General features: G+C 56.6%; 18 protein-coding genes. 15 read left to right on the top strand and 3 right to left on the bottom strand.

All coding sequences use genetic code 11. The features are described from left to right. The first annotated feature begins 41 nt into the window (after positions 1-41). From urtC to ureG, 9 genes are all read left to right on the top strand, one after another. A complete protein-coding gene (urtC, locus tag VGH19_02125; protein ID HEY1170142.1) occupies positions 42-1,205 on the top strand; it encodes an urea ABC transporter permease subunit UrtC in 1,164 nt (387 codons plus the stop codon). 9 nt (positions 1,206-1,214) lie between these two features. Next, positions 1,215-1,970: an urea ABC transporter ATP-binding protein UrtD gene (gene urtD, locus VGH19_02120; GenBank protein HEY1170141.1), complete on the top strand. Its 756-nt coding sequence runs from the start codon at positions 1,215-1,217 to the stop codon at positions 1,968-1,970. 1 nt (position 1,971) lies between these two features. Continuing rightward, positions 1,972-2,667, top strand: a complete 696-nt coding sequence (urtE, locus tag VGH19_02115; protein ID HEY1170140.1) for an urea ABC transporter ATP-binding subunit UrtE — start codon at positions 1,972-1,974, stop codon at positions 2,665-2,667. Between the two features lies 1 nt (position 2,668). Then, positions 2,669-2,953: a hypothetical protein gene (locus VGH19_02110; GenBank protein ID HEY1170139.1), complete on the top strand. Its 285-nt coding sequence runs from the start codon at positions 2,669-2,671 to the stop codon at positions 2,951-2,953. Positions 2,954-2,957: 4 nt separating this feature from the next. Then, positions 2,958-3,812: an urease accessory protein UreD gene (locus VGH19_02105; GenBank protein ID HEY1170138.1), complete on the top strand. Its 855-nt coding sequence runs from the start codon at positions 2,958-2,960 to the stop codon at positions 3,810-3,812. A gap of 6 nt (positions 3,813-3,818) precedes the next feature. Further along, positions 3,819-4,583 carry an urease subunit beta gene (gene ureB, locus VGH19_02100; protein HEY1170137.1) on the top strand — a complete coding sequence of 255 codons (765 nt, stop codon included), beginning with the start codon at positions 3,819-3,821 and terminating at the stop codon, positions 4,581-4,583. Position 4,584: 1 nt separating this feature from the next. Continuing rightward, positions 4,585-6,300, top strand: coding sequence for an urease subunit alpha (ureC, locus tag VGH19_02095; protein HEY1170136.1), 1,716 nt, complete (start codon positions 4,585-4,587; stop codon positions 6,298-6,300). Between the two features lie 130 nt (positions 6,301-6,430). Then, positions 6,431-7,102 (top strand): urease accessory UreF family protein, encoded by a 672-nt coding sequence (locus tag VGH19_02090; GenBank protein HEY1170135.1) that lies wholly within the window; start codon positions 6,431-6,433, stop codon positions 7,100-7,102. 221 nt (positions 7,103-7,323) lie between these two features. Further along, the gene (gene ureG / locus VGH19_02085) at positions 7,324-8,049 is read left to right on the top strand and encodes an urease accessory protein UreG (GenBank protein ID HEY1170134.1); all 726 of its coding nucleotides are present in this window, start codon (positions 7,324-7,326) and stop codon (positions 8,047-8,049) included. 164 nt (positions 8,050-8,213) lie between these two features. On the opposite strand, the gene VGH19_02080 is transcribed toward ureG, so the two are convergent. The 3 genes from VGH19_02080 to VGH19_02070 all read right to left on the bottom strand — a co-directional run bounded on the left by VGH19_02080 (position 8,214) and on the right by VGH19_02070 (position 14,475). Further along, on the bottom strand, positions 8,214-9,107 hold the full coding sequence (locus tag VGH19_02080) for a hypothetical protein (protein ID HEY1170133.1): 894 nt from the start codon (positions 9,105-9,107) through the stop codon (positions 8,214-8,216). 425 nt (positions 9,108-9,532) lie between these two features. Beyond that, positions 9,533-10,813: a tagaturonate epimerase family protein gene (locus VGH19_02075; GenBank protein ID HEY1170132.1), complete on the bottom strand. Its 1,281-nt coding sequence runs from the start codon at positions 10,811-10,813 to the stop codon at positions 9,533-9,535. A 485-nt stretch (positions 10,814-11,298) separates the two neighbouring features. Then, the gene (locus VGH19_02070; protein ID HEY1170131.1) at positions 11,299-14,475 is read right to left on the bottom strand and encodes a PVC-type heme-binding CxxCH protein; all 3,177 of its coding nucleotides are present in this window, start codon (positions 14,473-14,475) and stop codon (positions 11,299-11,301) included. Positions 14,476-14,610: 135 nt separating this feature from the next. Here VGH19_02070 and VGH19_02065 point away from each other — a divergent pair, with 135 nt between their 5' ends. The 6 genes from VGH19_02065 (at position 14,611) to VGH19_02040 (ending at position 22,031) form a co-directional block, all read left to right on the top strand. Further along, positions 14,611-15,345 (top strand): SMI1/KNR4 family protein, encoded by a 735-nt coding sequence (locus VGH19_02065; protein ID HEY1170130.1) that lies wholly within the window; start codon positions 14,611-14,613, stop codon positions 15,343-15,345. Positions 15,346-15,471: 126 nt separating this feature from the next. Then, on the top strand, positions 15,472-16,233 hold the full coding sequence (locus VGH19_02060; GenBank protein HEY1170129.1) for an exodeoxyribonuclease III: 762 nt from the start codon (positions 15,472-15,474) through the stop codon (positions 16,231-16,233). Positions 16,234-16,279: 46 nt separating this feature from the next. Continuing rightward, complete coding sequence (locus VGH19_02055; GenBank protein ID HEY1170128.1) at positions 16,280-16,567, top strand: hypothetical protein; 288 nt, start codon at positions 16,280-16,282, stop codon at positions 16,565-16,567. A 142-nt stretch (positions 16,568-16,709) separates the two neighbouring features. Next, entirely contained in the window at positions 16,710-17,576 is an 867-nt protein-coding gene (locus VGH19_02050; GenBank protein HEY1170127.1) for an AraC family transcriptional regulator, read from the top strand. 210 nt (positions 17,577-17,786) lie between these two features. Then, positions 17,787-20,579 (top strand): DUF1553 domain-containing protein, encoded by a 2,793-nt coding sequence (locus tag VGH19_02045; GenBank protein HEY1170126.1) that lies wholly within the window; start codon positions 17,787-17,789, stop codon positions 20,577-20,579. Between the two features lie 18 nt (positions 20,580-20,597). Next, positions 20,598-22,031, top strand: coding sequence for a DUF1501 domain-containing protein (locus tag VGH19_02040; GenBank protein HEY1170125.1), 1,434 nt, complete (start codon positions 20,598-20,600; stop codon positions 22,029-22,031). The last annotated feature ends 161 nt before the right edge of the window (positions 22,032-22,192 follow it).

Raw genomic sequence — 22,192 nt, 5'->3', positions numbered from 1 at the left:
ATTTTAGCAACAGTTAGCTGTATCTTCTCATGACACGATTTATGAACAAAAAGGAGCTGCTGATCCTCTCAGCGGTGGCCTTTATCGTTTTGATTCTGTTGCCGTCCCTGAACGCCTTTGCGCCGAAGGAGAGTTTCTTCCACGTCAGCGATTTCACGATCAACGTGTATGGCAAGTATCTCTGTTACGCGGTGCTGGCGCTGGGTGTGAACCTGCTTTGGGGTTACACGGGGTTGTTGAGCCTCGGTCAATGCCTGTTCTTCGCGCTCGGTGGTTATGCGTTGGGCATGTATCTGATGCTGATGATTGGCAAGTTGGGTCAATATCAGAAGGACATCCCGGACTTCATGGTGTTCTTGGAATTTGAAACGAAGTATCCCGAAACAGGCGGTTTGCCGCGTCACTGGATTCCCTTCCGCAGTCCATTTTTTGCGATACTGATGGTGGTAGTCATCCCGGCGATCGTGGCTTACATCTTCGGCTTCCTTGCCTTCCGGTCACGCATCAAGGGTGTTTACTTCTCCATCTTGAGCCAAGCGCTGACGTATGCGGCGTGTCTGCTGTTCTTCCGCAATGATTTCACGTTCGGCGGTAATAATGGTCTGACGGATTTCAAATTCATCTTCGGCGCGGATATCAATACCGCAGAGACGAAGCGATGGCTGTATATCGCTTCCGGGGTGTTGTTGTTAAGCGTGTATCTGCTGTGTCGCTGGCTGACCTCCACAAAATTCGGTCTCATCCAGCGCGCCATCCGTGATTCGGAGAACCGCGTGCTGTTTTCCGGTTATGCCACGGCGCACTTCAAACTGTTCGTGTTCGTGCTGTCGGCGATCATCTGTGCGGTGGGCGGTGCGCTCTATGTGCCGCAGGTCGGTATCATCAATCCGAGCGAGATGGGCACGGAGAAATCTCTCGAAGCTGTCGTTTGGTGCGCGGTAGGCGGACGCAGCACATTGATCGGACCGATCATCGGTGCCATCAGCGTGAATGCGATGAAGAGCTGGGCGACGCGCGCATTCGCCGAGCAATGGCTCTTCATGTTGGGTGGCATGTTCATCTTGGCGGTACTCTTCATGCCGAACGGCATCGTGGGACTGCCGCAACAGTTCAAGGATTTGAAGAAGCGTTATTTTGACCGCAAGAAGACGGAAGAGCCGGTTGCTGCCACACCCGATGGAGCCGCGGTCAAACCCTCAGAGTAATAACCCAGCATGAGTAAAGAATTCGTCCTGACGCTGGAAGGTGTGAACAAGACCTTCGATGGTTTCAAAGCCATCAACGACCTGAACTTCTACATGGATGAAGGCGAGTTGCGCGTCATCATCGGACCGAATGGCGCCGGCAAGAGCACGATGATGGACATCATCACGGGTCGCACGCAGCCGGATACGGGCAAGGTGGAATTCGGCAAAACCACGGACCTCACCAAGCTGAACGAGTATCAGATCAATCGCTTGGGCATCGGTCGTAAATTTCAGACACCTTCCGTTTACGTCGAACATACGGTGCTGGAAAACCTCTGGCTTTCGCTGGAAGGCAGCCGGAGTGTTTGGTCCACGTTGTTCGCGCGTATCGGCTCGGAACAGCGTGATCGCATCCAGGAGATGTTGAAGCTCATCGGCCTGACGGATCGGGCGAATGTGAAAGCCGGGACGCTTTCCCACGGGCAGAAGCAGTGGTTGGAGATCGGCATGTTGCTCTCGCAGAACCCGAAGCTGTTACTCGTGGATGAACCCGCCGCTGGCATGACGGATGAAGAGACGGCCAAGACGGGTGAATTGCTCATGAGCCTCGCGGGCAAGCATAGTATTGTGGTCATCGAGCATGACATGGTGTTCGTACGGCAGATCGCCCGGAAGGTGACGGTGCTGCATCAAGGGCATGTGCTGTGTGAAGGAACGGTGGATGAAGTGCAGAACAACGAGCGCGTGATCGAAGTTTATCTCGGCCGCAAAAAGAAACACTAAGATGCTTTCCGTATCGAATGTCTACGTCTCCTATGACGGCTCGCGCATCTTGCGCGGCGTGGATTTCACTTTGCCCAAGAACAAGCTGCTGTGCCTGATGGGCCGCAATGGCGTGGGCAAGAGCACGACCTTGAAAACGATTGTCGGCTTGCTCAAGCCGGACGCAGGCTCCGTGAAGCTGGACGGGCAGGAGATGATCGGCACCAAGCCAGACCAACGTTCGCGCATGGGCATCGGCTACGTGCCGCAAGGCCGCGACATCTTCCCGAACCTGACGGTATGGGAGAATCTGAAGATCAGCCTCGTGGTCCATGGAAAGAAAGAGGGCGAGCAGGTGGACCGGATTTTTGAGTTGTTCCCGGTCTTGAAAGAGATGTTGAAGCGCAAGGGCGGCGTGCTGAGCGGTGGCCAGCAGCAACAATTGGCGATCGCCCGGGCGGTGTTGACGGACCCGAAGGTGCTCATTTTGGATGAACCGACGGAGGGGATTCAGCCCAATATCATTGATCAGATCGGCGATACGCTGCAGATGATCAAGAAGGAGGGGAAGATCAGCATTTTGCTGGTGGAACAGTACCTCGATTTTTGCCTCGCGGTGGCGGATAATTTTTGCATCATGGACCGCGGATCGATCGTAGCTGCCGGAGGAATCTCCGACTTAAATGACCAGCTCGTTCGCCAATACTTGACTGTCTGATATGAATACCACGAGTCTGGTAAAACGTTTCGCCGGTTCTGTCGCTTTGTTCACGGGTGCCTTGCTGCCGATGGTGGCCTCTGCCCATCCCGGTCATGACCTCTCGCAGGCGAGCGCCTCGCACATCGTCACCAGCCCGTATCACATCATGATGCTGGCCTTGGGCGGTGCGGCTTTTTGGATCGCGGGCACGCAGGTGCAACGCCGCATCCCGGCGCGCGTGCTGTCCACGGTGGGCGTCGTCATGCTGGTAGGTGCCGTGGTGCTCTGGGGCAAGAGCCTGTAACGAGATGCTGTCACTGGCCTCCCAGCCGGTCGCGCAACGGCCACGCCAGGCCGGTCACGCCGGATTGCGGGTCAGCCACGTGGCCGGAGAGAGTGCGGTGACGGAATGCTGGGCGGCGAGTCCGCTCAAGCTGCTTGCGCCAAGGTTTCGCGGGCCAAGTGTCTGGGCTTACATCAGCAGTTTCGGTGGCGGTCTGGTGGCAGGTGATGAGACGAGCCTGGAGGTGGAGATAGAGGCTGGAGCCACTTGTTTTCTCAGCACGCAGGCTTCTACCAAAGTTTATCGCAATCCCAAGTTGTTACCTTGCCAGCATCGTATGCGGGCGGAGGTGGGTGAAGGCGGGTTGCTCGTGCTGGCGCCGGATCCGGTGCAATGTTTCGCGCAGGCGATCTACGAACAGAAACAGGAATTTCATCTGGCGGGTGATGCGGGGTTGGTGCTCGTCGATTGGTTGAACTCGGGCCGTGCAGCGCGTGGTGAACGATGGGAGTTCACGCGGTACCTGAGCCGCAATGAAATCTTTCAAGCCGACAAGCGCGTGATGCTGGATGCGCTGCGGCTGACGGCGGAAGCAGGCACGGAAGATTTGCTGAAGCAGATGGGGCGGTTCCACTGCCTGGCGACGGTGGCGGTGGTGGGACCGAAGCTGCAAGGTTTCGCGCAGGCGCTGCTGGCGGATGTGGCCGAGTTGCCAGTGCTGAAGCGAAGTGATTTTGCCATCAGCGCGAGTCCGCTCGCGGATGGCGTGCTGTTGCGCATGGCGGGCGTGAGCACGGAACAGGTCGGGCGCGAGATCGCGCGGCGGCTGAGTTTTGTGAACCCGCTCTTGCAGGATGATCCTTGGGCCCGGAAATGGTGACGACCTATGCATCTCTCTCCTCGTGAAATCGACAAGCTGCTGCTGCATAACGCGGGCTTTCTTGCCCAGAAGCGGCTCGCGCGCGGCCTCAAGCTGAACTACCCGGAAAGCATCGCGCTCATCGCCACGCAGTTGCTGGAGTTCATCCGCGATGGCCGCAGTGTGTCGGAACTGATGGACCTTGGGCGCAAGTTTCTCGGACGCAACCAAGTGATGTCCGGCATTCCGGCGATGATCGCGGAGGTGCAGGTGGAGGGAACGTTTCCAGACGGCACGAAGCTGGTGACGGTGCATCATCCCATCGCAGCGGATGACGGCGATCTTTCCCTGGCGCTTTACGGCAGCTTCCTGCCGGTGCCGGATTTGAAGGTGTTTCACACGGTGGTTTCCGAGATGGATTTCGAGCCAGGCACATGCGAAGCGCAGGAGGGTGAAGTGGAGTTGAATGCTGGTCGCGAGAGTGTCGTTGTGGCCGTCACGAACATGGGTGATCGCCCGGTGCAGGTGGGCAGCCATTATCATTTCGTGGAGACGAATGCGTTGCTGAAGTTTGATCGCGCGAAGGCTTACGGCAAACGGCTCGATATTCCAGCAGGCACGGCCGTGCGCTTCGAACCGGGTGAGACGAAGACGGTGAAGCTAGTGGACATCGCGGGGAACAAGGTGATCCGTGGCGGCAACAATCTGGCGAATGGAGCGGTCTCGCCGGAAGGATTGAAGGCCACGATGGAGCGGGTGAAGGCGGGCAACTTTTTGAACGAGAAGGACTGATATGCCTTACAAGATGAAGCGGTCCCATTACGCGGAGATGTTCGGTCCCACGACCGGCGACAAGCTCGCGCTGGGCGATACCTCACTCGTGCTGCAGGTGGAACGGGATTACACCGTCTATGGTGACGAATGCAAATTCGGCGGCGGCAAGGTCATCCGCGAGGGCATGGGGCAGGCGGCAGGCGTAAGTCAGGCGGAGGCGCTGGATTGTGTCATCACTAATGCGCTGGTGGTGGATTATACCGGCATCTTCAAGGCGGATATCGGCATCAAGAACGGGCTGATCGCGGGTATCGGCAAGGCGGGCAATCCCGATGTGATGGCTGGGGTGACGAAGAACATGATTGTGGGTGTGACCACGGAAGTCATCGCGGGTGAGGGGCTGATTTTGACGGCGGGTGGACTGGACACTCACATCCATTATATCTGTCCACAGCAGGCGCATGAAGCGATCGCGGCGGGGTTGACGACGATGATCGGTGGAGGTACGGGACCAGCCACGGGCACTTGCGCGACGACTTGTACCCCGAGCGCGTTCTATCTGCGCAACATGTTGCGCGCGGTGGATCAGTTGCCGTTGAACTTCGGTTTCACGGGCAAGGGAAACACGGCGTTGGCCGCAGGATTGTCGGATCAGATTTTGGGTGGAGCTATCGGACTCAAGCTGCATGAGGATTGGGGCACGACTCCGGCGGCGATCGATTGTTGCCTCACGGTCGCGGATAAAGAAGACATCCAGGTGACGATCCATACGGATACGTTGAATGAATCGGGTTTCGTGGAGGCAACGATCGGGGCGATCAAGGGGCGCACGATCCATACGTATCACTCTGAAGGCGCGGGTGGCGGGCATGCGCCGGACATCATCCGCATCTGCGGCGAGTTGAACGTGCTGCCGAGTTCCACGAATCCAACGAAGCCTTACACGGTGAACACGATCGATGAGCATCTGGACATGCTCATGGTGTGTCATCATCTAGACCCGAGCTTGCCGGAGGACGTGGCGTTCGCGGAGAGCCGTATCCGTGGCGAGACGATCGCGGCGGAGGACATCCTGCATGACTTGGGCGCGATCAGCATGATGAGCTCGGATTCGCAGGCGATGGGACGCATCGGCGAGGTCATCACGCGCACGTGGCAGACGGCGGACAAGATGAAGCGGCAGCGCGGTCGCCTCGGCGGGGAGCAGGGGAGCAATGACAATGTGCGCATCAAGCGTTACATCTCGAAGTACACGATCAATCCGGCCATCACACATGGGGTAGGGCATATCATCGGGTCGGTGGAGGTGGGCAAGCTGGCTGATCTGGTTTTGTGGCGTCCGGCGTTCTTCGGCGTGAAGCCGGAGATGGTGATCAAAGGCGGGTTTATCGCGTGGGCGCAGATGGGTGATCCAAATGCGTCCATCCCGACACCGCAGCCGGTTTATATGCGGCCGATGTTCGGCGGGTTTGGTTCAGCACCGGGATCGTCTTCGCTGGCGTTCGTGAGCAGGTTTTGCGCGGAGCAGGGTGTGGCGGCGGGTTATGGGTTGAGCAAGCGGATCGAGGCGGTGAAGGGTTGTCGCGATATCAGCAAGAAGAGCATGAAGTGGAATGACGCGACGCCGAAGATCACGGTGGATCCGGAGACGTATCATGTGGTGGCGGATGGGGAATTGCTGAAGTGCGAGCCGGCGACGGTGTTGCCGCTGGCGCAGAGGTATCAGTTGTTTTGAAGTGCAAGTGACACTGCTCACACAATGGCCCCGCTATCATTTCTAAAACCGGCTGGTTGCGTGAGGCAGCTTACTGCCGGCTGGAATCCGGCAGCACGGGCACTCAACCGCAGTGTCAAAGGTTAGCAGCATGCGGCTTCATGATGATTGGTTGATTTGGCAGTTGGCGGATTCGGCGTTTCCGACGGGTGGATTCGCGCATTCCGGCGGGCTGGAAGCGGCGTGGCAGCATGGGGAGATACGGAGTCGCGCGGATCTGATGGCGTTCGCGGAGACGAGTTTGCAGCAGCTTGGGTATGCGTCATTGCCGTTTATGCGGGCGGTGTGGGAGGAGCCGGAGCGGTTGGTGGAATTGGATGCGCGGTTCGATGTGTTCACGACGAATCATGTGACGAATCGCGCGAGCCGGTTGCAGGGGCGGGCGTTCTGGATGGCGGCGGAGCGGAGTTTTCCTTCGGTGGCGCTGGATGGGTTGCGGGAGCGGATGGAGGCGGAAGGATTTTGCGGGCATCTGCCGCCGGTGTTCGGGGCGGTGACGGCGGCATTGGGTTTGCAGAAGCAGGATGCCATCCAGTTGTTCTTTTTCTGTTACTTGCGCGGCATCGTGGCAAGTGCGGTGCGGTTGGGCATCGTGGGGCCGATGGAGGCGCAGTCCATGCAGCACCGGCTCTCGGCGAAGGCGCAGGTGGTGAGCGGCGAGTGCGCGGAGATACCGGTGGAAGAGGCGGCGCAGACGGCACCGTTGCTGGATCTGTGGCAGGGGGCGCAGGATCGGTTGTATTCGCGGTTGTTTCAGAGTTGATCGAGAACTTGAAATGAGTTTTTCACGGGGAAATATAAAGAGATTGGGGACGACGACGATGGGGGCACCCCTCACCCCGGCCCTCTCCCCTCCAAGGGGCGAGGGTGGTGGAGCGTTGTCCTGCTTTTCGCATCTGTTGGTATTTCGAGGCAGTGCGAGGACGACGAGGACGAGAACGATTACGAAATTAGGGGACACCCCTCACGACATCTTAATTTTACATGAGCCATAATCATCATCACGGGCCGGGCGGTCATACGCATGAAAACATGGAGCATCCGGGGCGCTATGACGAACGGGATATGCCGTTGAAACGGGATTTCAACAAGCGTGCGTTCACGGTGGGCGTGGGCGGTCCGGTGGGCAGTGGCAAGACGGCGTTGATGCTTCAGCTTTGTCGCAAGCTGCGCGAGAAGATGAACATCGCGGCGGTGACGAATGATATTTTCACGAAGGAGGACGGCGAGTTTCTGGTGAAGAATGAGGCGCTTTCGCCAGATCGCATCCGTGCGGTGGAGACGGGTGGTTGTCCGCATGCGGCGATCCGCGAGGACATCTCATCGAACCTGCTGGCGCTGGAGGAATTGCATAAGAAATTTAAGCCGGAGCTGATGTTGATCGAGTCCGGTGGTGATAACTTGGCGGCGTGTTTCAGTCGGGAGCTGGCGGATTATACGATCCAGGTGATCGATGTGGCGGGTGGTGACAAGGTTCCGCGCAAGGGCGGGCCGGGCATCACGCAGAGCGACCTGCTGGTGATCAACAAGACGGATCTCGCAGCGGCGATCGGTGCGGACCTAGGCGTGATGGATCGGGATGCGAAGAAGATGCGCGGCAAGGGGCCATTTGTGTTCGCGCAGGTGAAGCACGGCGTGGGTGTGGATGAGATCATTGATCACATCTTGCATTCATGGCAGCATGCGATGGGCAGAGAGCATAGCCATTGAGGGGAAATCCCAAATCCAAAGCTCCAGAGAAGTTTCAAGGGAGAAACACCCAGCTTTCAACGTCCAAAGGAGAGGGTTATCGTTCGAAAGAGCCGGTGATTTTGAAGTGGAGCCAGTTGGTTTCGGTGGACTGGTCGTAGGGTTCAGTCCAGCAATTCAGGCCGTCATTGCTTGGTGGATTTGCTCAGCCACTCTAGGTTGGATTTCAAGCGTTTGCCTTCACTGTAATAGTCTAGTTCAACGTAACCTTTGAAAATGTGTGCGAAATGGCCATCCCACATTTTGCCTTCCTTATAGGTCCCAGTGCCGATTTGGCTCCCGTCTGATGCCCAAATTGTAGTTACTTCGGGAACTCCATTGGTTGTATACAAAATCTCATGTGATTTCGCTTTGTTATGGTGCAGCCAGAAAGTGTGTGTGCCGATTGGTTGGTAACCGTCAAAAGTTCCTTCATCAATAAGTTTACCTGTCCTATCCCATGTTCTGGACAGTCCAGTTTTCTTGCCTTTAGAAAAAATGTCTGCCCCTGAGAGAAGTCCATTGGTCCAACATGAGATGCGGGGGCCGTCCATCACGCCGTCTCTTGAACTGGTAAGATGGCTAAAGCTACCGTCGACCTTGAAGAAACAGTAGATGCCATGCTCTTTGCCCTCACGATATTGCTGAATGGAGAACTCATGACCAGTTTCGTCGAGAGAGATAACTGAACCATGAGGCAGGCCGTTTTTTAAAGGAATTCGTTTGATGGGGCGAAAACTTTGAAAGGGTAACTTGTACCAAGGAAGTTCGGCAGAAACAGGAACACTGACTTCGATTTGACCAGACAAGTTGGCTGTCCTGTTTGCCCAAGGTTCGGAGGGATAGACAGTCAAAGGGGTGAGCCAAATGTCTTCTTGAAATGAGGTTCCATCGTGAGTTGTGAAGCGCCAGCGTAGGCAATGTAAGGGCTCACGTGAGATCCAAAGAAGCATCCACAAGGAAAGCACAGTGAGAACAACAGCAAGACAAGCGTAATACCATAGAGCTTTCTTTCGCACCACTGGTTGCTTCGCGGTCATATGATTGTGTTTGATGGATGAAACTTTGATTTAACGAATTGAGTTCGAAAGTTGCCAGATGAGAGCGCGACCAGAACTTTTGTTGCGCGTTAGGCCGATTTCGTTTTCCAAGCGGTGGGTCCATTCGGGGCAAGGACGGTCGTAGGGGAGGGAAAGTTTTTCCCGCAGTTCATTCCACGTGGCACCTTTGCGATTCCGTTTCAGATGCTTTTGGACGGGGGCCTTGAATTCGGCGTAGTGCATGGTGGATGTGGGCTCTTGGGAATTAATGGTGATGATTGGGAGAGGTGGCGTCAAAAGGAAAACGAGGTGTGTCGGTGGACCGCACTCGTGCTTCGCGAGCAGACCTAGCCTGACAACGTCAAAAAAGGGAACAAAGCGTCTCCGCTCTGTTCCCTCCGTTCTCTCCTGTTAGGAATAATTCCTTACGCCACAAACAACGGCTTCAGATGCCGCTCATACAGATTCGTCGTCACATTGCGTGACACGGACTCCTCGAACTTCACCAAGGCGTTCAGGTAGCGGTCACCCATCTTCGCGGCGACCTTGAAGCCCACGTGCAGCAATTGGCGCAGGTGGATGTTGAATTGCGGATTCTTCTGATCGTGACGCAGCGCCGAGACGTATTGCTCGGAGGTCCAGCCATTCACCGTCTCGGCGGAAGGCAGCTTGCTCTTGTCGATATCGATCACCGTCGCATACGGCGCACTGAGTTCATCCACATGCGCGAGCGCTTCCGTATAGATCTCCTTCGCGAGCGCCAGACCTTCACCATCCGCTTCCGCGAGCCCGATGACTTCTTCCAGCCACGTCGTGCCCGCCGTCTTGATGTGCAAACCCGCGCCATGCTTCGCGATCGCCCGGCGGATCGGCCCGTAGATGGAGAACTTGTCGCTGCCGGAATGAACGCTCAGTTTCAAGTTTGCGGGCAGGCCATACTTCTTGATGGCGAAGGCGATCACGCACAGGTCGTCATTGAACTCTTTCTCGAACTGCACCACATCGCCCACGTAATCCACGCCCTTGTTGAAGCGACCCGTGAACTTCGGCGCGATGGTCTGCGCAGGAATCTTTTCATCTGCCAACGCGGCGAGGATGATGAGCAACTCCGGCGGCGTCTGCGGCGCGTCCGTCTCATCCATGGAGACTTCCGTGATGAACTTGCCTTCGCCCTTCACGCTCACGATGTGGCGATAGATCTTCCCCGCATCCTGTACCGCGAGGAGATACTTCGCCGCGATCTTCTCCACATACGCCGCATCCGTCTGGAACGGCTGCGCGATGCCCGGAATCTCGATCTTCCCCGCCAGCTCCGGATGCCGCGCCACGAACGCTTTCACATCCGCCGGATTCGCCGCGTGCCCGATGGAATCCGCGACATCCAACGTGAAGAAATCCGAGTGCGGGATGAAACGGTCCACCGTGTTCAGGCGGATATGATCCGCATCCACGCGATACTCCGTGGTCCAGCCGAGCGCCTTCACCGCCGCATCCGCCGCTGCGCGCACGCTGGCAGGTTCCGAGCCCACGATGAGATGTTCGCGATTCGATTTGTTCCACACCGGCACGATCACCGCGCCTTTTTCCGCCGCCATCTGGCACGCGCGCAATTGCGCCTTGGCCTGATGCGCGAAGCGGTCACCCATGCCCAAAGAAAATTTTCCGATCTGCAGGGACGTATTCATGTGCCGAAGTGTTTCGCTGATAAGCGCCACTCTGCCAAGTGAAATGAGAAGGAGATGGTGACGCGAATTCCGCGAATTAGCGCGAATTGCTTTGGTAGCTTTAAGCTTTCCGATTAACAGAAAGTGTGGTTCAACATGTTAATCATGAACCAAGTGAATGCCAAACTAGCAGGGCTTTCGCCGAGTTCATACTTTATCCTCGGATTGTCTGTATGGCCCGTGATTGCCGTCGCATTGAAATATCCGATTCCAACCCAAGCGAAAGCCGTCAGTATGGTTGCCGGTTTTGTGATCGGACTTTGGCTCGTTTTCCGTTGGTTGTTTACTTCACAGAAACCCTCGTGGAATCGTGCCTGCAATTGCGGGTTGCTATTCGTCGGGTATTGGGTTTGGTATTGCTTGTGGTGGTTTCTGACTACACCGCTGCCGTTTAACTAAATGGACTATGATAGTTCAGATTAATTTTTGATTCGCGATAATTAGCGAAATTCGCGTCAAACTCCCCCTCACTTCAAACTCCGCAGATACGCCACCAAATCCTTCAACTCCTGCGCGGATAACGCCTGCTCCAACCCTTGCGGCATGATGGAGAGCGCACTCGGCGTCACGCTCGCCACCGTATTGCGTGGGATCATCGTCGGTTGACCGGTCGTGCCTGCGAGTTGAATCATCTCCGGAGTCTCCTTCTGGATGACACCCGAAACACTCTCCCCATCCTTCATCGCCACCGTGTAAGATTCAAAATCCCGCGCCAGGCTCGCGCTTGGATACAAGATGGCCTCCAGCAAATCCCGCTCCGTGCGGATGCGCCCGATCTGCGAGAGATCCGGCCCCACCTGTCCGCCGTAGAGCTGCACCCGATGACACACAGCGCACATAGCCTTCTCAGAATAGAACACCGCCTGCCCCCGCACGGCATCGCCACCACTGATGGTTTTCTCCAGTTCCGCCAGCCGTCCAGCCTGCTCCTTGGCCTGCGCTTCCAGATCAGCCAGCAACTTGTTCGCCTCACTCAAGACCGGCTCCGGATACGCCCGCAATACTTTGTTCAGATCCGCCAGCTTCACATTGTTCAACCCATTCGCATCACGTAAGCCCGCCACCAAACCTTGTCCCACCGCCACATCCTGACTCCGCGCAAAAGCGGTGATGAGAACAGGCAACTCCACCGGCCCGCACTGCGGCAGCAGCTTCGCGAGCGCAAGCAACTGCGCTTGGCTCAATGCAGCACCAGCCAGCAGCTTCGTCGCCTCTGTCCGCACGGCGGCAGGCTTCGCAGGCTGCAACTGCCCGCTCAACAGCGTGAAAACAGAATCGCTCACCGCCGCGCCTTTCGGAGCGGAGAGCGAGAGCGCTTTCAATCGCACCACCACCGGCATCGCCTCATTCGTCGCCGTGGCTTCGAGCTGCGGCTTGAACTCCGCCGCCCCACCGACCGCTGCTATCGCCGCCAAGGCATTCTCCGCCACGCTGTTGTTCGTGTTGCCCAACCGCCGCGCCAAAGGCTCTTTCCATGAAGGATGCAACTTCACCCCCGTCGCCTTCGTGATGAGCAAAGGCGTCGCCTGATTGTCATCCTGCAACAACTTGCCCAATGCAACAGCCATGGCCTCATTCTTCAAATAACGCGGCGTCAGCTCAAACAAAGGCAGAAGCTGACGATCCGTGATGCGAGGAATGGCCAGCCATTCTTCCAACTTCGCAGCAAAGATCGGTGCCCACTCGGGATGACGCGTAGCGATCTGCGTGGCGGTTTTAACTACGTCATTATCATCGGAATCAAATGCCTTGATCACCAACTCTGCGCTGATGGCGTTCGTGTCCATCTGATCGAGCATGAACATGGCGCGACGATGCATCTGCGGCAACCTCTTGATTAAAGCAGTATCGGAAAGAAGGCGACTCAAGCCATCCACGGGCCGGGCACGATAGAGTGCATACAAGCCCGCATGCTCCTCCAAGCGGTCAGCATACAGGAATCCCGTCGATCCAGTCGCCGTTGCCAGACCTGAAACCTCAGGCAGTGCCGGGTTTGACACGAAATTGACCGGATACGATCTGCTCTTGGCGAAAGCGCTGAATGCCTCGCGCCGCACATAAGGTGGTTCCTCCTTTAATATCTGCCAATCAACCGTTGGCTTGGTGCTCGTTTCGCGCAAGGCATGGTACCAAGCCTGTTTTCCAACCGGACCTCCCGGCACCCACCACTGTGACAGCTCTTTCCATTCTTCCGACAAGCGATTGCGGCTGAGCGCCCACACGATATTCATCTGTTGACGTTCTGTTCCCACAAGCAACCGCATTTCGGACTCTTCGGACCCACGATAAAGAGCCGTAAAATCTTCTTCATTGCCGGATTTCAACTTCATCGCCAACTCATCCACCGCCTTATCTCGCACCTCAAACCGCGCATCATCCAACAACTTCACCAATTGCTTGGACGTCTGTTGCTTCCAATCAATCTTCTGCCCGCGCGCATCCGCCACCTTGGCTTGATCCACTTTGCGAATGCGATAGATGCCACCGCGCACATCGGGCTTGGCGATCTGGGAAGTCGGACAGCCATTGCGAAACCAGCCGCCGGTATCGATGACCAACAGGCTGCCATCGGCATCCTCCAAAACATCCGTGGGATGAAAATCGAGGCTGTCGGAGCTGAGGAAATCGTGCTCACTGGCTTTGTAAGTGGAGCCGCTGCGCTCCAGCACCACGCGCTTCACCTTGTGCGTGTTGAAGAAGGTGACGAAGAGGTTGTCCTTAAAATTCTTCCCAAAACCTTCCGAGCGATAGCGATTGAAACCGGAGATGGCGATGTGACCGAAGTTATGCACCTCCGGCAGCAGATCGCCCGTGCGCACGAATTCATCTAGCACACCGCCGATGTCATCGCGTGGATAGACGCCGCCGTATTGCCAATGCACCAGCACATCGCCACGCGGACGTCCGTGGAAAAGATTCACGGTGCCGAGCATGTCGCCCGCCTCGGTGAAGACGAGCTCCACCGGGTTATCCATGCCACCACCGGCGAAGACCTGCACATCGCTCCCATCCGGCAGGCACGACCAGATGCGCGCACCTTTGCCCTTCGAGACGAGCGTGCCGTCTTTGTTGTAGACCTCATGCCCCTTGCGCCCGTGACACCAATAGAGGCGCCCCGTCGGTCCAAGGAACGGCCCATGCACATCCGCCGCATTACCCGTGTATTCAAAACCACCCACAATCAACGTGCGCTTCTCCGCCTTCCCGTCATTGTCCAGATCCTCCAGCTTCCACAGTCCCGGTGGCGAGCAGACGTAGAGTGCATTCCGATACCAGAGCGCGCCTTGCGGGAACGTCATCTTATCCGCGAACACCGTGGATTTATCGAAGAAGCCATCGCCATCCGTATCCTCCAGCATGGAGATGTAATTCGGCGTCTGCGCGTCGAGTTCCTTGTTATTCAGATTCAGCCCGGCAGATTCGGAGATGAAGAGCCGCCCCCGATCATCAAACCCCGCCATCATCGGATGCCGCACCAAAGGCGGCCCTGCTACCAACTCCGCTACGTAACCTTCAGGCACTTGAATGGCAGCAGCGCGATAGTTGGTATCGATAGCAGGAGAGCGCTTGATCTCTGCCGCGCAAACTGCCAGCGGCAGGGCTAGAATAGAGAGCAACCAACAGGCGATTGGGCGCGTATTCATAACGAACTTGGCTGAGATTGGAAGCGTAGAGATGACCGCTTATTCACGCAAGACGCAGCACTGGGTATTTTATGATTTCTGCCTGCTTGGCATCTCACAAACCAATCGCTAAATTGGTGACGCAAAGCAAAGGGTATGTCGCCAGATTCATTCATAACCAAACGTCGAGTATTGCTATTATTAAGCATCACATCTGTGCTCGGCTTCGCGTTGCTCCTGGCAGTGTTTCGATTTGGGCCGGGACTGGCGGGGCGGATGATGTTTTACCCCTCTCCCCCCGCATTGCCGCCTGAGATACAGACTGATGTCACCAATCTGTTGGCTCAACTTGAATTAGAACTCCAAACCAAAGCCCCGCAAGGGTTGGCGGAACTGAAGCCTGGTCTTTCACCTGAAGCCATTCTGGAAATCGAACGGAAGCATGGCTTAACCCTGCCGCCTGATATCCGCGCACTGTATCAGTGGCGAAATGGCCAGCCATCTGGCAGCACCAACGAGATCATCCCAGGACATTACTTTCAGTCTTTGGAAGACGCCGTGATGATCAATAAAATGACCCAGCCCAGAGGTGTTTTGGATGAATTCATCCTCGGCCATCAACGCGGTTGGCTGCCGATATTTGGAGATGGTGCGTCTGATGGCTATTTTCTGGATACCGCCAAAACGGCCAAGCCGGGGCATTTCTTCTATCACATGGCGGAAGACAGCCATTACATCTATTTTACATCCTTCCGAAATTTTTTGGCGGGTCTGAATGAATGCTATGCACAGAACATCATCCGCTATGACCCGGCGGAGCAGGTTTTGACCGAAGATTACCAGCGATCTCAACAGGTGTGGAGCAAGTATGCGACTGACGTGCAGCCATAAAATCTTGCGCCAGCTGTCATGCGCGAGAAAGCTAATTGACAGTTTCTCATCCGTGTCTTTCCGTGTTCCATCTGTGTCTGAAAAAACTTCTTCTTTAAGCCCGCGCCTCTTGGCATTTTCCTTCGCATGAAACTCGTCTCTTGGAACGTCAACGGTGTGCGCTCGGCGCTCGGCAAAGGTCTGCTGGATTTCATGGGCAGCTCGAAGCCGGAGATCCTGTGCCTGCAAGAGACGAAGGCGGAGCAAAGTCAGGTCGTCGATATGCTTTGGCCGAAGGATTATCACCAATTCTGGAACTCGGCGGAGAAGAAGGGTTATTCCGGCACCGCCATCTTCACGAAGGAAAAGCCGCAGAACGTCACTTACGGCATGGGTCAGAAAGAGGTGGATACCGAGGGGCGCATCGTGAACGCCGAGTTTAAGGATTTTCATCTCGTCTGCGTTTACACGCCGAATTCCCAGCGCGAACTGGAACGGCTCGATTACCGCACGAACATCTGGGACAAATCATTTCGCAATCACCTCAAGAAACTCGAACTCAGCAAGCCGGTCATTTTCTGCGGCGACTTGAATGTGGCGCATAAGGAGATTGATCTGAAGAATCCGAAGACCAATGTGCGCAATGCGGGCTTCACCATCGAGGAGCGCAACAGCTTCGACGAAACGCTCGCGCTCGGTTATGTGGATACCTTCCGCGAATTCGAGAAAGGGCCGAGTCATTACTCCTGGTGGAGCTATCGCCCGGGCATTCGCGAGCGTAACATCGGGTGGCGTATCGACTACTTCTGCCTCTCGCAAAAGCTGCGCAAGCGTTTGAAAAAAGCTTGGATCAAGCCGCACATCATGGGCTCGGATCATTGCCCGGTGGCGATCGAGCTGGATTATTGAATCGTAGCCGTCCCGCTTGCGGGATGACGAGGCGGAACTGACCAATATGATCACGCATATCTGTGACCGGTGTTATCGTCCGCTGCCGAAAGGGTCGCCGCGTTATGTGGTGAACATCCAAGTGACGGCGGCGGCTGATCCTTTGGAGATCACGGAGGAGGAGTTGCGGGAGGATGCTCAGGCCGCAGTGCGGGAAGCACTGGCTGCGGCCTCTGAGCAGACTGAAGCAGAGGCGATGCGGGATGTGCACGTGGAGTTGAAGTATGATCTGTGTCGGCCTTGTCAGTTGGAGTATTTGAAGCAGCCGATACCTCCGGCGAAGGAGGTTTCTTAACCACGGATTGAGCACAGAATATACACGGATAGAGATTGGCCACAAAAAGGCACAGAAGGCACAAAAAGAATGCTGTTTCGAAACGCTGTTTCTTTAATCCCTTATCTGTGTTTCTTCTGTGTAAATCTGTGGCTTAAATATAATGATTTCGCGTGCGCAATTGCTTCAGGGGTTAAGTCCGTTCGTTCGCTTTGCGGCGAATCCGGTGCGGGATGCCTGGCGGGTGGAGCGGCGGGTGTTGCGAGATTTTCTTTTGTTCCAGGTGGAGAGCGGACGCGGTGAACTGGTCTTTGATGAAGTGACGGTTCCGTTGGAGGCTGGTGGATGGTATTGTGTGCCGCCGCGAGTGCCGCATGTGCTGGAGGGGTTCGCGCCGCCGCAGATGCGGGTGCCGTATGTGCATTTCGATGCGGTGTTCCATGCGCGTTATGCGGATCTGCCGATGGCACCAGCGGGATTCTTGGATGCCAGGCATCCGGGGATCCAGCGGGATGTGTTTGCGGAGGCGGGCTTTTCGTTGAAGGGGCGGTTGCATCCGAAAGTGTTTGGGGAGGCGAAGCAGCAGTTATTGAGGATCATCGAGTTGTTTGAACAACAGTCGGTTTATTCGCGGTTGGAGTCTTCGGGACTGTTGCTGCAACTGCTGGCAAATCTGCTGGAGGGCACGCAGCATCCGCCGCAATCGGATGCGGCAGAGGCGGTGCGGTTCATGGAGATTTCATTGGCGGAAGACCGGGTGAAACGGATGCGCTCAAAGGAACTCACGGAGAAGACGGGGTATCATCCGGTGCATTTGGGGCGGCTCTTCAAACAGCAGAAGGGGATGACGCCGCGCGAGTATCAGCGGCGGTTGAAGATCAATCGCGCGAAGGATCTGTTACGGCATACGAATCTCTCATTGACGGCGATCGCGGCGCAGTGCGGGTTCAGCAGTCTGGCGTTGTTCTCGCGGACGTTCCGGCAGTTGGAGGGGATGTCGCCGAGTGAGTATATCATGGGGAAGGAATGAACCTGCCTAGCCCATCGGTTCTCTTTCCTGAAAATTTTTGTCCATTTTTCCAGCGCAAGGACTTATACTCGTGAAATGCCCCTGCAGTGTGACCAAAGTCCTAGGTCTGCTGTCGGTCTCTCTGACCGGCTTCGTGTTCTATTTTCCCTCGTTGGCCTAAGCCTTACGGCGCTGTCCGTTTCGGACGCGGCTGCGCAAGATGCTGCGGGCGTGGACTTTTTCGAAAAGAAAATCCGTCCGATTTTGGCAGAGCGTTGTTATGAATGTCACGCGGCGGATAAAAAGGTGAAGGGCGGTTTGCTGCTGGATACGGCGGAGGGGTGGAAGAAGGGTGGCGATACGGGACCGGCGATCATTCCGGGAGACCTGGAAAAATCTTTGGTGATCAAGGCGGTGCAGTATCACGACACGGACTTCCAGATGCCGCCGAAGAACAAGCTGCCGCAAGCGGAGATCGCGGCGCTGGAGCAGTGGGTGAAGATGGGCGCGCCGGACCCGCGCACGCATAAGGTGACGCTGGCGAAGAGCGGGATGACGGTGGAGGAAGGTAGAAATTTCTGGGCTTACAAGCTGCCGCAAAAAGGAACAGTTCCATCAGTGAAGGATGCGGCGTGGTCACGTGGGGACGTGGATAAGTTTCTGCTCGCGAAGTTGGAATCGAAGAATCTCAAGCCGAGTGCGGATGCGAATAAGGAGACTTTGGTGCGGCGCGTTTACTTTGATCTCATCGGATTGCCGCCGACGCCGGAGCAGATCGATGCGTTCGTGAATGACAAATCCGCGAATGCCTATGAGAAGCTGGTGGATGGGTTGCTGGCGTCGCCGCACTTTGGTGAGCGTTGGGGGCGGCATTGGCTGGATGTGGTGCGTTATGCGGAGTCGGTTACCTTGCGCGGATTGGTTTACAAGGAAGCGTGGAAGTATCGGGATTACGTGATCGATTCGTTCAATCTGGATGTGCCGTTCAATCAGCTCGTGCAGGAGCATGTGGCGGGTGACTTGATGACGGGCAGCATCGAGCAGCGGCAGCGTCAGATTTTGGGCACGGCGTTTCTGGCGATGGGCAATACGACGCTGGAGGAGCAGGACAAGAAGCAGCTCGCGATGGATGTGGTGGATGAGCAATTGGATACAATCGGCAAGGCGTTTATGGGGCAGGCGCTTGGTTGCGCGCGGTGCCATGACCACAAGTTCGATCCCATCCCGACGAAAGATTATTACGCGATGGCGGGCATCCTGCGCAGCACGCGTTCGCTGGAGACGGCGAATGTCTCGCGCTGGGTGGAGGTGGGTGCGCCCTTGCCAGCGGATTTGGAGGCAAAAGCGGTTGCGCATGAGAAGGCGGTGGCGGCGCTGGAGAAGGAATTGAAGGACCTGAAGGCGAAACAGAACAAAATGGTGGCGGCGAATATCGACAAGGGTTCGGAGAAGACGCCGAAGATTTTAGCGCCGGGAGATCTGCCGGGCATCGTGGTGGATGATGAGCAGGCGAAGAAAGTGGGTGAGTGGACTCATTCGGTGTATACGAAATCGTTCGTGGGCAGCGGTTATCTGCATGATGGCGACAGTGACAAGGGCAAGAAGACGCTGACCTTCGTGCCGGACATCCGCAAGAACGGCAACTACGAGGTGCGCCTGGCTTATGTGCATGCGGTGAATCGTTCGGCGAGCGTACCGGTGACGATTCTCACGGCGGATGGCGAAGTCTATTTGCAAGTGAACCAGAAAGAAGTGCCGCCGATCATGGGACGGTTTGTCTCGCTGGGGCGGCATCGCTTCGAGAAGAGCGGCGCGGGTTTTGTGCTGGTATCGAATGAGGGCACAGATGGTGTGGTGGGTGCGGATGCGGTGCAGTTCATCCCGGTGGAGGACTTGGCGAACGCGAACATCGTGACGGCCCCGACGGGTTCGGGCAGCGAGAAAGATAAGAAGAAGGATGCGGAGCTGGCGGCGATGAACGCGGAAGTGAAGCGCATGGAGGCGGAGATGAAGCGGCTGACAGAATCCGCAGAGGTAAGGCCCAAGGTGATGTCGGTGGAAGAAGAGAAGGAGCCGGGTGATACGTTTGTCCATATCCGTGGCAGTGTGCATACGCTGGGCGAGAAGGTGCCACGCGGCTTCATGCAGGTGGCGATGCATGGGCCGGCTCCGGTGATCCCGGAGAAGCAGAGCGGGCGTTTGGAATTCGGTGAGTGGCTCTCCAGCAATAACAACCCTCTCACAGCTCGCGTGTATGTGAACCGCGCCTGGCACTGGCTCTTCGGTGAAGGTCTGGTGCGCTCGGTCGATAATTTCGGCACCACGGGCGATGTTCCGACACATCCGGAACTGCTCGATCATCTGGCGGTGAAATTCATGGAGGAGGGTTGGTCCACGAAGAAGCTGGTGCGGGAGCTGATGTTGTCACGTGCTTACCAGATGTCCTCGGTGGCAAGCGAGGCGGCGAAGCAAGCGGACCCGGAGAACAAGTTGCTGAGCCATGCGAACCGTCGCCGGTTGGAAGCGGAGCAGATCCGTGATACGATCATCAGCTTGAGCGGTCAGTTGAACTTGGAAGCGAAGGGTGGTCCGACGATGAAGCCGAACACGAACGCGGATTATAATTACAAGCACGAGGAGACGCGGCGCAGCATTTACATGCCGGTATTGCGCAATTCGTTGCCGGATATTTTCGAGGTGTTCGATTTCGCGGACCCGAGCGTGGTGGTGGGCAAGCGCAATACGAGCACGGTGGCACCGCAGGCGCTCTATCTGATGAACCATCCGTTCGTGGTGGAGCAGGCGCAACTGGCGGCGAAGAAGCTGCTGACGGAAGGTGGCGACGATCGCGCGAAGATCGAGCGGGCGTATCGCAGTGCGCTGGGGCGCTCACCCACTTCCGGCGAGCGCGAAGTGGCGTTGAAATTTGTGACGGAAGCGGGTGATGGCAAGCAAGCGTTGGAAGCCTGGGGGCAGTTCTACCAGGTGTTGTTCGCGAGCTTGGATTTCCGGTATTTGAATTGATCGAGAGAAGGACGAAATATGCTGATGCCTTACATGCAGTCCCGGCGGAACGCGCTGAAGAAAGTCGCGTGCGGGTTCGGTTACCTCGCGCTTGCGGGCATGGCGAACAAGGCGGGGGCCGCGCTGGCGCAGAGTCCGCTCGCGGCGAAGACGCCGCATTTCAAGCCGAAGGCCAAGCGCGTCATCTTCATCTTCATGCAGGGCGGGCCGAGCCATGTCGATACGTTCGATTACAAGCCGATCCTCACGGAGCGCGATGGCGAGATGCGGGATTTCATGGATTCGCGGAAGATCGCGAACTCGGGCACCAAGGCGGCATCGTCCCAACGCATCCAGAAGCCGTTGTGGAATTTCAAGCAATACGGACAGTGCGGGCGTTGGGCGTCTGACTTGTTCCCGGAAACGGCGAAGCACTCGGATGATCTGTGCTTCATCAAGTCCATGCAGACGGAAGGCATCGCGCATGGTCCGGCGACGTTGTTCTTGCACACGGGGGCAACGAATTTCATCCGGCCTTCGATGGGGTCATGGATCACGTATGGTCTCGGCACGGAGAATGATAACATGCCGGGCTTTGTGACGATCAGTCCGTCGAGCGGCAATGGTGGGCCGAGGAATTTTGGCACGGCGTTCCTGCCGCCGGTTTATCAGGGCACGGCCTTGGGCAAGGCGGGTGCGCCTGCGGCTGAGGCTACTATCCGGAATCTTAAGAATGGCGGGTTCGACATGGCGTCGCAACGGCGGCAGTTTGACTTGTTGCAAGCGATGAATGCAGAGCAGTTGAAGCAGCATCCGGGCAACAGCGAGCTGGAAGCGGTGATCAACTCATACGAACTCGCGTGGCGCATGCAGGGTGCGGCACCGGGCGTGATCGACATCGCGAATGAATCTCCGGCGACGCTGGCGCTGTACGGCATCGGTGAGAAGGATACGGATAATTTCGGGCGGCAATGCCTGTTGGCGCGGCGCATGGCGGAATCCGGCGTGCGCTACATCCAGGTGACTTACGGTGATAACACGGCGAACCCGGCGTGGGATCAGCACTCGAATTTGCCGAAGCATGAGCAGCACGCGCGCGCGGTGGATAAGCCGATCGCGGGCTTGCTGGCGGATTTGAAGCAGCGCGGGCTCTTGGAAGATACGATCGTGTGGTGGGGCGCGGAGTTTGGTCGTACGCCGTATGCGGAGAAGAACGGCACGGGTCGCGATCACAATGCGAACGGGTTCACCGTTTGGCTCGCAGGTGGCGGTGTGAAGCCGGGCTTCAGCTACGGTGAGACGGATGAGTTCGGCCATTTCGCGGTGCAGGACAAGGTGCACATGCACGATCTGCACGCGACGATCTTGCATCTGCTAGGTCTCGATCATGAGAAGCTGACGTACCGTTATGATGGGCGGAACTTCCGGCTCACGGATGTGCATGGACATGTGGTGAAGGAGATCATTGCGTAGCGGTGGAGAAACATCGAACATCGAACATCGAACATCGAACATCGAACATCGAACATCGAACATCGAACATCGAACATCGAACATCGAACATCGAACATCGAACATCGAACATCGAACATCGAACATCGAACATCGAACATCGAACATCGAATGCGGGGGTA

Source organism: Verrucomicrobiia bacterium (assembly GCA_036405135.1).
Taxonomy (GTDB): Bacteria; Verrucomicrobiota; Verrucomicrobiia; order Limisphaerales; family JAEYXS01; genus JAEYXS01.
This window is presented reverse-complemented; position numbering and strand designations above follow the sequence as displayed.